This is a genomic window from Streptomyces exfoliatus (assembly GCF_000725545.1).
In the GTDB taxonomy this organism is placed as follows: domain Bacteria; phylum Actinomycetota; class Actinomycetes; order Streptomycetales; family Streptomycetaceae; genus Streptomyces; species Streptomyces exfoliatus.
In genome coordinates this window covers 157,102-169,774 of sequence record NZ_JNZP01000004.1, presented here as the reverse complement: position 1 = coordinate 169,774, position 12,673 = coordinate 157,102, and the positions used below count along the sequence as shown (strand labels likewise).

General features: G+C 70.5%; 11 protein-coding genes. All 11 read left to right on the top strand.

The features are described 5' to 3' along the window. Nucleotides 1–2: 2 nt before the first annotated feature. The 11 genes from IO20_RS0107065 (at nt 3) to IO20_RS0107015 (ending at nt 12,547) form a co-directional block, all read left to right on the top strand. The gene (locus IO20_RS0107065) at nt 3–368 is read left to right on the top strand and encodes a DUF4233 domain-containing protein (RefSeq protein ID WP_030550529.1); all 366 of its coding nucleotides are present in this window, start codon (nt 3–5) and stop codon (nt 366–368) included. A 66-nt stretch (nt 369–434) separates the two neighbouring features. Continuing rightward, nucleotides 435–848: a nucleoside-diphosphate kinase gene (gene ndk, locus IO20_RS0107060; protein ID WP_030550527.1), complete on the top strand. Its 414-nt coding sequence runs from the start codon at nt 435–437 to the stop codon at nt 846–848. Between the two features lie 223 nt (nt 849–1,071). Continuing rightward, entirely contained in the window at nt 1,072–2,091 is a 1,020-nt protein-coding gene (locus IO20_RS0107055; RefSeq protein ID WP_030222552.1) for a rod shape-determining protein, read from the top strand. A gap of 91 nt (nt 2,092–2,182) precedes the next feature. After that, entirely contained in the window at nt 2,183–3,199 is a 1,017-nt protein-coding gene (gene mreC, locus IO20_RS0107050) for a rod shape-determining protein MreC (protein ID WP_030550525.1), read from the top strand. Continuing rightward, nucleotides 3,196–3,864, top strand: a complete 669-nt coding sequence (mreD, locus tag IO20_RS0107045) for a rod shape-determining protein MreD (protein WP_030550523.1) — start codon at nt 3,196–3,198, stop codon at nt 3,862–3,864. The genes mreC and mreD overlap by 4 nt, the downstream gene beginning before the upstream one ends. A gap of 19 nt (nt 3,865–3,883) precedes the next feature. Then, nucleotides 3,884–6,067 (top strand): penicillin-binding protein 2, encoded by a 2,184-nt coding sequence (gene mrdA, locus IO20_RS0107040; RefSeq protein WP_030550521.1) that lies wholly within the window; start codon nt 3,884–3,886, stop codon nt 6,065–6,067. Nucleotides 6,068–6,071: 4 nt separating this feature from the next. Beyond that, nucleotides 6,072–7,271 (top strand): rod shape-determining protein RodA, encoded by a 1,200-nt coding sequence (gene rodA, locus IO20_RS0107035; RefSeq protein WP_030550518.1) that lies wholly within the window; start codon nt 6,072–6,074, stop codon nt 7,269–7,271. 19 nt (nt 7,272–7,290) lie between these two features. Further along, complete coding sequence (locus IO20_RS0107030; protein WP_030550516.1) at nt 7,291–8,817, top strand: CYTH and CHAD domain-containing protein; 1,527 nt, start codon at nt 7,291–7,293, stop codon at nt 8,815–8,817. 52 nt (nt 8,818–8,869) lie between these two features. After that, nucleotides 8,870–10,798 (top strand): TIGR03960 family B12-binding radical SAM protein, encoded by a 1,929-nt coding sequence (locus IO20_RS0107025; protein ID WP_030550514.1) that lies wholly within the window; start codon nt 8,870–8,872, stop codon nt 10,796–10,798. A gap of 69 nt (nt 10,799–10,867) precedes the next feature. Then, nucleotides 10,868–11,533: a hypothetical protein gene (locus IO20_RS0107020; RefSeq protein ID WP_157850744.1), complete on the top strand. Its 666-nt coding sequence runs from the start codon at nt 10,868–10,870 to the stop codon at nt 11,531–11,533. A gap of 225 nt (nt 11,534–11,758) precedes the next feature. Continuing rightward, nucleotides 11,759–12,547, top strand: a complete 789-nt coding sequence (locus IO20_RS0107015; RefSeq protein ID WP_030550509.1) for a TIGR03936 family radical SAM-associated protein — start codon at nt 11,759–11,761, stop codon at nt 12,545–12,547. The last annotated feature ends 126 nt before the right edge of the window (nt 12,548–12,673 follow it).

Genomic DNA, 12,673 nt, shown 5'->3' with positions numbered 1-12,673 from the left:
GTATGCGCACGCTCTGTTCGTCGACGCTCATCGGCGAGTTCTTCGTGATCGGTTTCGCCGGGCTCGTCGCCATGAAGGACGACAGCCTCGCGATGTCCACCGTCTGGTGGGTCTGTGGTGTCGCGATGGTCTTCTCGGTGCTGCTGTGCGGGATGGTCACCCGGCCCGGTGGGGTGCAGCTCGGCTGGGCCCTCCAGATCGGCCTGGTCCTCAGCGGCTTCTTCGTCCCGACCATGTTCTTCCTGGGCGCGGTCTTCGCCGGCCTGTGGTGGGCGTCGGTGCACTACGGGCGTCGGATCGACGACATCAAGGCCCGCTGGGCCGAGGCGCAGACCGCCGGGGCCTCGGCAGGGCCTGACGCTGCGTAATCGAGGGGCGTGCGGGGCCTGTAGCCTCGGAGGTCCCGCACACCGCTTTTCCGAAGGAGTTCCCCCGTGAGCCAGCGCACGCTCGTCCTGCTCAAGCCCGACGCCGTCCGCCGTGGCCTGGTCGGCGAGATCATCGGCCGCATCGAGCGCAAGGCCGGCTGGACCCTGGCGGCCCTGGAGCTGCGCGAGCTGGACCAGGAGACCCTGGAGCTGCACTACGGCGAGCACAAGGGCAAGCCCTTCTACGAGCCGCTGATGGGCTTCATGTCCTCCGGTCCCGTCGTCGCGCTCGTCGTCGAGGGCGAGCGGGTCATCGAGGGCGTCCGTCAGCTGGCCGGTCCGACCGACCCGATCGCCGCCGCCCCCGGCTCCATCCGTGGCGACTTCGGCACCATCGTCCGGGAGAACCTGATCCACGCGTCCGACTCGGAGGAGTCCGCCCTCCGCGAGCTGAAGATCTTCTTCCCGGGTCTCGTCTGATCCGAAGAGACTGACCCGGCGTCAGCCGAACGCAGGACCCTGTGGGGCGACCGAAGGAATTCGGTCGCCCCCAGGCATATGAACGCCGATGGCGGGAACGGATCGCCGCGTCCTTCCGTCACCTGTACAGAGGTGGACCACCGCGCGGTATCCGGGCGGGCGGCACTACGATGGAAAACTCCACGCCGCACCACCCTTAGCCATGGGAAACAAGGGGAACTCAATGTCGTTCATCGGCCGTGACATGGCTGTCGACCTCGGGACCGCCAACACGCTGGTGTACGTGAGGGGTCGAGGCATCGTCCTGAACGAGCCGTCCGTCGTCGCCATCAACACCAACACCGGCGGAATCCTCGCGGTCGGCTCCGAGGCGAAGAAGATGATCGGCCGGACCCCCGGCAACATCGTCGCGGTCCGGCCCCTGAAGGACGGCGTCATCGCCGACTTCGAGATCACCGAGCGGATGCTCCGCTACTTCATCCTCAAGATCCACAAGCGGCGCTACCTGGCCCGTCCCCGCGTCGTCGTCTGCGTCCCCTCCGGCATCACCGGAGTCGAGCGCCGCGCCGTCATCGAGGCCTCGACCCAGGCCGGTGCCCGCCAGGTGCACATCATCGAGGAGCCCATGGCGGCGGCCATCGGCGCGGGCCTCCCCGTCCACGAGGCCACCGGCAACATGGTCGTCGACATCGGCGGCGGCACCACCGAGGTCGCGGTCATCTCCCTCGGAGGAATCGTCACGGCACAGTCGATCCGGGTCGCCGGCGACGAGTTGGACAACGCGATCATCCAGCACATCAAGAAGGAGTACTCGCTCCTCCTCGGTGAGCGGACCGCCGAGCAGATCAAGATCACCATCGGCTCCGCGTACGACCTCGACAACGACGAGCACACCGAGATCCGCGGTCGCGACCTCGTCTCCGGCCTCCCCAAGACCGTCGTCATCTCGGCCGCCGAGGTCCGCAAGGCCATCGAGGAGCCGGTCAACGCGATCGTCGACGCGGTGAAGACCACTCTCGACAAGTGCCCGCCGGAGCTGTCCGGTGACGTCATGGACCGCGGCATCGTTCTCACGGGTGGCGGCGCCCTGCTGCGCGGCCTCGACGAACGCCTCCGCCGTGAGACCGGCATGCCGATCCACATCGCCGAGGACCCGCTGGACTCGGTGGCGCTCGGGTCCGGCAAGTGCGTGGAGGAGTTCGAGGCCCTCCAGCAGGTCCTGGACGCCCAGCCGCGCCGCTAGGGAAGGCGTTTCACCCGTACGGCTCCACCCGCACGCGTTTCACCCGTACAGCCGAACAACCGAACCACGAGGAAAGGCACGGCCGCCGCACGTGAGGGACACACGAGAGAGCCGGCTGCTCCTGGTGCTGCTGATCGCCATCGCGTTCGCACTGATCACGGTGGACATCCGCGGCGGTCAGGAGTCACCCGTCGACGGTGCCCGGCAGGCCGCAGCGGCGGTCTTCGGGCCGGTCGAGAACGGTGTGGCGGCCGCCGTCGATCCCATCGGCAACGCCATAGGCGCGGTCCGGGACTCCGGCGAGCGGCACACCCGGATCGCCGCCCTGGAGAAGGAGAACGCCGAGCTCAAGGCCGAGCTCGGCAGCGACGACCGCAACCGCAACCGGCTGCGTGAACTCGACTCCATCCTGAAGACCGCCGGCGCCGGGCAGTACGGCATCAAGGGCGCGCAGGTCATCGCCATAGGAGCGGCCCAGGGCTTCTCCTGGACGGTCACCATCGACATCGGCGCGCGCGACGGCGTCCAGCGGGACATGACCGTCCTCAACGGCTCAGGGCTCGTCGGGCGCGTGACCACCGTCGGCCCCTCGACCTCGACGGTCCTGCTGGCCAACGACCCCGACTTCACCGTCGGCACCCGCATGGAGAAGTCGAACGAACTCGGCTTCGCCACCGGCCAGGGCGACCGCCCGCTGCTCGTCCAGCTCCTCAACGGCAAGGCCAAGGTGAAGGCCGGCGACCGGCTCGTCACCTTCGGCTCCGCCGGCGACAGGCCCTTCGTGCCCGGCGTCCCGGTCGGCGAGATCGTCCGCGTCGACCCGGCGGGCGGCGGCCTGACCCGTAACGTCTACGTCCGCCCGTACGTCGGCTTCACCAAGCTCGACATCGTCGGCGTCGTCGTCCAGGCCCCGCCCTCGGACCCGCGCGACACGGTCCTGCCCCAGAAGCCCAAGCCCGCGCCGACCGTCACCGTCACGGTCACGCCACCGCCACCGGAGGGCCAGGCGAACCAGCAGAACCAGGGTGAGAACCAGACGCAGGACCAGGGCCTGAACCAGGGTCAGAACCAGCAGGCACCGCAGGACCAGGGGGACGCGACACCGTGAAGTTCAACCGCATCCTCCTCTCCGCGACCCTGATCGTGGTGGCCCTGGTCGTCCAGGTCTCCGTCCTCGCCCGCCTCCAGCTCCCCGGCGCCGTCCCCGACCTGGTCCTCCTCACCGTCGTCGGCCTCGCCCTCGTCTACGGACCCGTCAGCGGCTCCCTCATCGGCTTCAGCGCCGGCCTCCTCGCCGACCTCGCCCCGCCCGCCGACCACGCCGCCGGGCGCTACGCCCTCGTGCTGTGCGTCATCGGCTACCTCGTCGGCCTGGCCCGGCCGGAGAACGGCCGGCTGACGTCCGCCGCCGGCCCCATGGCGGTCGTCGTCGCGGCGGCCGTCGGCTCCACCCTCCTGTACGCGGGTGTGGGCGCCCTCGTCGGCGACACCGCCGCCCGTCACGTCGGCCTGGGCTTCCTGCTGTTCACGGCCGCCGTCTACGACCTGCTCCTCGCGCCCTTCACGGTGCCGCTCATCATGGCGCTGGCCCGCAGAGCGGAGAACGACCCGCTCGCCGACGCCGGCGGAGGCAACGGCACCGACGTGGCCTCCGGCTGGCTCTCGTCGGGCACCGGCCTGCGGATCGGCACCCAGCGCGGCGGCCTGCGGGTAAAGACCGCCCGGAGCCGCGCCTCACGGGCCGGACGCATCAAGGGAGTCAAGCGACTGTGACCGAGGGGGCACCGGCGGTATGAGCAACATCCCCGAGACAGGACGGACCCCCCGGGTCCAGATCCGGCTCGTCGTCATCCAGATCCTCGTCTTCTCGCTGTTGCTGACCCTGGGGGGCCGGCTCTGGTACCTCCAGATCCGCAACGGCAAGGAGTACACGGACGAGGCGAAGAACAACCACGTCCAGCAGGTCGTGCAGCCCGCCGTGCGCGGCTCCGTCCTCGACGCCCGCGGCGTCCCGCTCGCCGACAACGAGACCCGGCTCGTCGTCTCCGCGTCCCGCACCGAGCTGATGAAGATGAAGGACCGGGGCAAGGGCGTCCTGACCCGGCTCGCCGGCGTCCTGGAGATGAAGCCCGACGAGGTCATCAACAAGATCCGGCTCTGCGACTCCAAGACCCCGAAGCCCTGCTGGAACGGCTCGCCCTACCAGCCGATCCCGGTCACCGACGACGCCACCACCCAGCAGGCGCTGACGATCCGTGAGGCCTCCGAGGACTTCCCCGGCATCACCGCCGAGCCGACCGCCGTCCGCCGCTACCCCGCGCCCGGCAAGGCCCGTACGGCCCAGGTGCTCGGCTACCTCTCTCCCGTCACCGACGGGGAGATCGAGAAGGCCAAGGACACCGACTCGCCGTTCCTCCGCTCCGACCAGGTCGGCCGCTCCGGCATCGAGCGCACGTACGACAAGGAGCTGCGCGGCAAGGCGGGCGTGACCCGCTACGAGGTGGACAACCTCGGCCGCGTCATGGGCCAGACGAAGTCCGACCCGGGCGTCGCCGGTTCCACCCTCGTCACCAGCATCGACGCCCGCGTCCAGGCCGTCGCCGAATACGAGCTCAACGCGGCGATGAAGCTCGTACGGAGCGAGACCGACAAGATCACCGGCCGCAAGTACGAGGCCGACGCCGGCGCCGTCGTCGTCATGGAGACCAAGACCGGCCGTGTCGTCGCGATGGCCTCCCAGCCCGACTACGACCCCAACGCCTGGGTCGGCGGCATCTCCGCCAAGGACTACGCCGCGATGACCAGCAAGGGGTCCAACTACCCGCTGCTCAACCGGGCGATCCAGGGCCAGGCGCCCGCGGGCTCCATCTTCAAGGTGGTGTCGGCGAGCGCCGCCGTGCGGGCCGGCCACGACTTCAACGACAAGTACAACTGCAGCAGCTCCTACAGCCTCGGCAGCCGCAGCTTCGCCAACTTCGAGTCCAAGGGCCACGGCCCCATCACGCTCGGCGAGGCCCTCAAGTTCTCCTGCAACACCGTCTTCTACGCCCTCGGTCACCAGGAGTGGCAGCGCGACGGAGGCCTCAAGGCCAAGCCGGGTGCCCACGACTGGTTCTACAAGACCGCCCGCGACTTCGGCCTCGGCTCCGAGACCGGCATCGACCTCCCCAACGAGGTCACGGGCCGCATCCCGGACCGCCAGTGGAAGCAGAACTTCTGGGAGGCCAACAAGGACGCCTGGTGCAAGCAGGGCAAGAAGGGCGGCAGCTACGTCGAGCAGATCGCGTACGAGAGCTGCCTCGAAGGCAACCAGCTGAAGGCCTACGACAGCATCAACTTCGCCATCGGCCAGGGAGACGTCCTCGTCACCCCGATCCAGATGGCCACCGCCTACTCCGCCATCTCCAACGGCGGCACCCTCTTCAACCCCACCGTCGGCAAGGCCGTGATCAGCCCGGACGGAAAGTCGGTCCGGGAGATCAAGCCCACCGCCCACGGCAAGCTGCCCGTCGGCGCCCAGACGATCCGCGACCTCGACAAGGGCCTGCGCTCCGTCGTCGAACCCGGCGGCACCGCCGCCTGGCGCTTCGGCGGCTGGCCCCAGGACAAGATCCCGATGCGGGCCAAGACCGGCACCGCCCAGGTCTACGGCAAGCAGACCACCTCGTGGCTGGCGACGTACACCGACGACTTCACGATCGTCATGACGATCTCCCAGGGCGGCACCGGCTCCGGCGCCTCGGGCCCCGCCGTGCGCAACATCTACGACGCCCTCTACGGCCTCGACGACGCGGGCAACCAGGACCTCAAGCGGGCCCTGCTGCCCAAGCCGCAGAAGACCCTGCCGAAGATCAACGCCGACGGGACCATCGACGCCCCCGACATCAAGCCGTACGACCCCAAGGCGCAGCTGGTCGACCCCGCCGAAGGCGGCGTGCCTCCGCTCGCGGGCCCGCCTCCCCACCTGAGGGACTGACACGATGACGACCCGCACGAGCTTCTCCGTGTCCCGTTACGCCCCCGACCGCGGACCGGTCGCACGCCTCACGGCCCGGGACTCGGTGCTGCGCCGGCTCGACTGGCCGATTCTCCTGTCGGCGCTGACGCTGTCCCTGCTCGGCGCCCTGCTCGTCTGGTCCGCCACCCGCGGCCGCACCGAGCTCAACCAGGGCGACCCGTACTACTTCCTCTTCCGCCACCTGCTCAACACGGGCATCGGGCTCGTCCTGATGGCCGGCACGATCTGGCTCGGCCACCGCACCCTGCGCGGGGCCGTGCCGGTCCTCTACACCCTCTCGATCGTGCTCATCCTCGCCGTGCTCACCCCGCTCGGCGCCACGATCAACGGCGCCCACGCGTGGATCGTGATCGGCGGCGGCTTCTCGCTCCAGCCCAGCGAGTTCGTGAAGATCACGATCATCCTGATCATGGCGGTGCTGCTCGCCGCCAAGGTCGACGCGGGCGACCAGCTCCACCCCGACCACCGCACCGTCGCCAAGGCCCTCGTCCTCGCCGCCCTGCCCATGGGCATCGTCATGCTGATGCCCGACCTGGGCTCGGTCATGGTCATGGCCGTCATCGTGCTCGGCGTCCTGCTCGCCTCCGGCGCCTCCAACCGCTGGGTCCTCGGCCTGATCGGCGCCGGCGTCGGCGGCGCGGTGCTCGTCACCGCGCTCGGCATGCTCGACGAGTACCAGATCAACCGCTTCGCCGCCTTCGCCAACCCCGAGCTCGACCCCGCCGGCGTCGGCTACAACACCAACCAGGCGCGCATCGCGATCGGCTCCGGCGGTCTGTACGGCGCGGGGCTCTTCAAGGGCCATCAGACCAGCGGCCAGTTCGTGCCCGAACAGCAGACCGACTTCATCTTCACCGTCGCGGGGGAGGAGCTCGGCTTCGTCGGCGCCGGCCTCATCCTCGTCCTCATCGGCGTGGTCCTCTGGCGTGCCTGCCGCATCGCCCGCGAGACCACCGAGCTCTACGGCACGATCGTCGCCGCGGGGATCATCGCCTGGTTCGCCTTCCAGTCCTTCGAGAACATCGGCATGACCCTCGGCATCATGCCGGTCGCCGGCCTGCCCCTGCCGTTCGTCTCCTACGGCGGCTCGTCGATGTTCGCGGTCTGGGTGGCGATCGGGCTGCTCCAGTCGATCAGGGTGCAACGGCCCATGACGGCGTGACGGCCGCTAGATTCGAGGTATGGCCGAGACGAAACGCGAGATCGAGCGGAAGTACGAAGCCACCGGAGAGACCCCGGTACCGGACCTCGCACGGGTCCCCGGGGTCGCGGCCGTCGTGGACCGGGGCGTCATGGAACTCGACGCCGTCTACTACGACACGCCCGACCTGCGCCTCGCGGCCGACGCGCTGACGCTGCGCCGCCGCACCGGAGGGGACGACGCCGGCTGGCACCTCAAGTTCCCCGTCGACACCGGAATCCGCGACGAGATCAGGGCCCCGCTGGCCGACACCCTGCCGGGTGAGCTGGCGGGGCTGCTGCGTTCCCGGGTCCGCGGCGGCGAGGTCGTCCCCGTCGTCAGGCTCCGCTCCGCACGGGACGTCCGCCACCTCGTGGACGCGGACGGCACCCTCCTCGCCGAACTGTCCGTCGACACCGTCCACGCCGAACGGCTGCCGAAGGGCAAGGGCAAGGGCACGGAGGCGACCTGGACCGAGATCGAGGTCGAGCTCGCGGACGGCACCGACCCGGCGCTCCTCGACGCGGTCGAGAAGCGCCTCGGGAAGAAGGGCATCACGCCCTCGGCCTCCGCCTCGAAACTGGCCAGGGCCCTCGCGGACACGGGAGACGCGCCCCGCCCGCCGGCCGCCCCGGGGGAGCCGGGCACCGCCGGAGCCGCCGTCCTCGCCTACGCACGCGAGCAGATCGAAGCGATCGTCGCCCAGGACCCCGCCGTCCGGCGCGACCTGCCCGACGCCGTCCACCAGCTGCGCGTCGCCTGCCGACGGCTGCGCAGCGCCTTCAAGACGTACCGGCGCGTCCTGGACCGGGACGTCACCGACCCTCTCGGCGAGGAACTGAAGTGGCTCGCCGGGGAGCTCGGCGTCGCCCGCGACCAGGAGGTCCTCGACGAGCGGCTGCGCGCCCGCGTCGAGGACCTCCCGCGCACCCTCGTCCTCGGCCCGGTCAAGGCCCGGCTGCGCCGCAGGCACGCCGCCCGGGGCAGGAGCGCCCGGCACCAGGCCCTCGCCGCGCTGGACTCCGCCCGCTACCTCTCCCTCCTCGACGGCCTCGACGCGCTCCTCGCCGACCCGCCGCTGCGCAAGGCCGCGGGCCGGAGCGCGGAGAAGGTCCTCGCCAAGGCCGTCCGCAAGGACCACGGCCGGCTCGCCACCCGGATCGAGCGGGCTCTCGCCCTCGACCCGGGGGAGGAGCGCGACCTCGCCCTGCACGAGGCCCGCAAGGCCGCCAAACGGGCCCGGTACGCGGCCGACGCGGCTCGCCCCACCCTCGGGAAGCCCGCCAAGCGGCTCTCGAAACGGGTGAAGGCGGTCCAGTCCCTGCTCGGTGAGCACCAGGACGCCGTCGTCGCCCGCGGGGCCGTGCGCGAGCTCGGTCTCGTGGCCCACGGCGTCGGTGAATCGGCCTTCACCTGGGGACTTCTGTACGGACACGAGGAGGCCGCGGCCGAGGCCGCCGAGCGTGAGCTGCCGGAGGTCTGGGCCCGGGCATCTGCCCCGGGGCTCACGGCGGCACTGACCCGCTGAGCACCGGGGTACGCTTGAGAGTCGCCCCCCTGCCAGCTCACGAAGGTTCGAGATGTCTGCTGCCGAGTCTGTCTTCCCGCAGCTCGAAGCTCTGCTCCCGCACGTGCAGAAGCCGATTCAGTACGTCGGTGGAGAGCTGAACTCCACGGTCAAGCCGTGGGAGTCCGCCGACGTCCGCTGGGCGCTGATGTACCCGGACGCGTACGAGGTCGGCCTGCCCAACCAGGGCGTCATGATCCTGTACGAGGTGCTGAACGAGCGCGAGGGCGTCCTCGCCGAGCGCACCTACAGCGTGTGGCCGGACCTCGAGGAGCTGATGCGCGAGCACAAGGTCCCGCAGTTCACCGTGGACAGCCACCGGCCCGTCGGCGCCTTCGACGTCTTCGGCCTGAGCTTCTCCACCGAGCTGGGCTACACCAACATGCTCACCGCCCTCGACCTGGCCGGCATCCCGCTGGAGTCGAAGGACCGGACCGTCGACCACCCGATCGTCCTCGCGGGCGGCCACGCGGCCTTCAACCCCGAGCCGATCGCGGACTTCATCGACGCGGCGATCATCGGCGACGGCGAGCAGGCCGTCCTCGACATGACCGAGATCATCCGCGTGTGGAAGGCGGAGGGCAGGCCCGGCGGCCGCGAGGAGGTCCTCTTCCGCCTCGCGAAGACCGGCTCGGTCTACGTCCCGCGCTTCTACGACGTCGAGTACCTCCCGGACGGCCGCATCGGCCGGGTCGTCCCGAACAAGTCGGGCGTTCCCTGGCGCGTCTCCAAGCACACCGTCATGGACCTCGACGAGTGGCCGTACCCCAAGCAGCCCCTCGTCCCGCTCGCGGAGACCGTCCACGAGCGCATGTCCGTCGAGATCTTCCGCGGTTGCACCCGCGGCTGCCGCTTCTGCCAGGCCGGCATGATCACGCGCCCCGTGCGGGAGCGAAGCATCACCGGCATCGGCGAGATGGTCGAGAAGGGCCTCAAGGCGACGGGCTTCGAGGAGGTGGGCCTGCTGTCCCTCTCCTCCGCGGACCACACCGAGATCGGTGAGATCGCGAAGGGCCTGGCGGACCGCTACACGGAGGACAAGGTCGGCCTGTCCCTCCCCTCGACCCGCGTGGACGCCTTCAACGTCGACCTGGCCAACGAGCTGACGAGGAACGGCCGTCGCTCCGGCCTCACCTTCGCCCCCGAGGGCGGCTCCGAGCGCATGCGCAAGGTCATCAACAAGATGGTCTCGGAGGAGGACCTCATCCGGACCGTCTCCACCGCGTACGGCAACGGCTGGCGCCAGGTGAAGCTGTACTTCATGTGCGGCCTGCCGACGGAGACCGACGAGGACGTCCTCCAGATCGCCGACATGGCGATGAACGTGATCGCCGAGGGCCGCAAGGTCTCCGGTCAGAACGACATCCGCTGCACCGTCTCCATCGGCGGCTTCGTCCCCAAGCCGCACACCCCGTTCCAGTGGGCCCCGCAGCTCTCCGCCGAGGAGACCGACGAGCGTCTGCGCAAGCTGCGCGACAAGATCCGCGGCGACAAGAAGTACGGCCGCTCGATCGGCTTCCGCTACCACGACGGCAAGCCCGGCATCGTGGAGGGCCTCCTCTCCCGCGGTGACCGCCGGATCGGCGCGGTCATCCGCGCGGTGTACGAGGACGGCGGCCGCTTCGACGGCTGGCGCGAGCACTTCTCGTACGACCGCTGGATGGCCTGCGCCGAGAAGACGCTGCCCGACTTCGGCGTGGACGTCGCCTGGTACACCACCCGCGAGCGCACCTACGAGGAGGTCCTGCCCTGGGACCACCTGGACTCCGGCCTCGACAAGGACTGGCTCTGGGAGGACTGGCAGGACTCGCTCGACGAGACCGAGGTCGAGGACTGCCGCTGGACCCCCTGCTTCGACTGCGGCGTCTGCCCCGCGATGCAGACCGAGATCCAGGTCGGCCCGACGGGCAAGAAGCTTCTGCCCCTCTCGGTGATCAAGTAATCGCGTAACGCTCTGGTGACGGCCCGGCAAAGGGGAAACTCTTTGCCGGGCCGTCGCGTCATTCCCGGCATGAACACGGAAATGCCCAGGTCGCAGCCCACGCACGAGCCCGCAGGCTGTCTCACCGGAGTGGCGCGGGCGATCGCCCTCGTCGTCGTCCTGCCGATCCGGCTGGTCTGGGACGCCCTCGTCTGGTGCCTGAAGCAGCTGTGGCGCTGGGTCCTCGCCCCGATCGGCCGTGCCCTCGGCTGGCTGATCGAGTACCTGATCGTCATCCCGCTGCGCTGGCTCTGGGAGTGGGTCGTCGTCCCCGTCGCCCGGGCCCTGTGGTGGGTCGTCGACCTGCTGATCGTCACCCCGCTCGGCTGGCTCTGGCGCTGGGTCCTCCTGCCCGTCGGGCGAGCCCTGTGGTGGGTCGTCGACCTGCTGATCGTCACCCCGCTCAGCTGGCTCTGGCAGTACGTCCTCGCCCCCGTGGGCCGCGCGATCGGAGCGGCGCTCGCCTGGGCCTGGCGGATCGCCGGACAGATCTCGCGGGCCGTCGGCCGGGCGATCGGGTGGGTGCTGTGGCACGCGATCGGCCGCCCCCTCGCCTGGGTGTACCGGGTGATCCTCACGCCCGTCGGCCACTGGCTGCGGACCTGGGTCTGGAGGCCCGTCGCCGCCGTCGCGCGCGCCGTCCGCAACGCCGCCCGGGAGGTGCGTGTCGCCCTCTTCGGCGGGCCGTCCCGCTGACCTCGGGGAACCGCAGGTGGCTCAGGCGCGTACTCTGGGTAGTACAACGAACGTCCCCGGCGCGGCGCCCGCCCCCGAGATCTCCCCGCGAAAGCGGGGGTGAACCGGGCGGGACTCCCGGGGCCACCCGCACATCTCGTGGACGGCGTCACCCCCGCCGCCCCGCACCGAGGAGAAGAACCACTGGGCAAGCGACAGCCCGAAGGCCCGCCGCCCGCACCGGCGGTGCAGCGCATCCGACTGCGCTACACCAAGCGCGGCCGCCTCCGGTTCACCAGCCACCGTGACTTCCAGCGCGCTTTCGAGCGTGCCCTGCGCCGTGCCGAGGTGCCCATGGCGTACTCGGCCGGCTTCACCCCGCACCCCAAGGTGTCGTACGCCAACGCCGCCCCCACGGGTACGGGCTCCGAGGCCGAATACCTGGAGATCGCCCTCACTGAGACGCGCGACCCGGAGACCCTCCGGGCCCTGCTCGACGAGTCCCTCCCGGCCGGCCTCGACATCACCGACGCCGTCGAGGCCAGGACCTCGGGCCTCGCCGACCGGCTCACCGCCTCCGTGTGGGAGCTGCGACTCGAAGGCGTCACCGTCGAGGACGCGACGAAGGCCGTCGAGGCGTTTCTCGCGGCCGAGACCGTGGAAGTACAGCGCAAGACCAAGAACGGCGTCCGCACCTTCGACGCGCGCTCCGCGGTCACCGAGCTGACGGCAGCTCGTCCCCAGGGCGATCCCCAGGGTGATGCGCCGCTGGACAGCGCCTGTGCGATACTGCGCCTGGTTGTTCGGCACGTGACACCTGCCGTGCGACCCGACGACGTCCTGTCCGGTCTCCGAGCCGTGGCCGACCTGGCGCCGCCGGTCCCCGCTGCGGTGACCAGGCTGGCGCAGGGGCTCTTCGACGAGGAGTTCGGCACGGTGACCGACCCGCTCGCGCCCGACCGCGAGGCAGTCACGGCCGCATCTACCACGGCCGCCGCGACCGCCTCTGCGACGGCGCCGGGTGGCACCGCGTAGGGAGCGGTCGTCGTAGCGCAGCCCTGGTACTCGGGAGCCACCTGGGTCGGGCCGCGCACTGACCACAAGACTTTCGCCAGGCCGTCCGCACAGGGCGTACGGAACCGGCGAGCCAGACATAGAGCT

Coding starts and splice junctions, on each gene's coding strand:
- IO20_RS0107065 (WP_030550529.1), top strand. CDS start 3: ATGCGCACGCTCTGTTCGTCGACGCTCATCGGCGAGTTCTTCGTGATC.
- IO20_RS0107055 (WP_030222552.1), top strand. CDS start 1,072: ATGTCGTTCATCGGCCGTGACATGGCTGTCGACCTCGGGACCGCCAAC.
- mrdA (WP_030550521.1), top strand. CDS start 3,884: ATGAGCAACATCCCCGAGACAGGACGGACCCCCCGGGTCCAGATCCGG.
- rodA (WP_030550518.1), top strand. CDS start 6,072: ATGACGACCCGCACGAGCTTCTCCGTGTCCCGTTACGCCCCCGACCGC.
- IO20_RS0107030 (WP_030550516.1), top strand. CDS start 7,291: ATGGCCGAGACGAAACGCGAGATCGAGCGGAAGTACGAAGCCACCGGA.
- IO20_RS0107025 (WP_030550514.1), top strand. CDS start 8,870: ATGTCTGCTGCCGAGTCTGTCTTCCCGCAGCTCGAAGCTCTGCTCCCG.
- IO20_RS0107020 (WP_157850744.1), top strand. CDS start 10,868: ATGAACACGGAAATGCCCAGGTCGCAGCCCACGCACGAGCCCGCAGGC.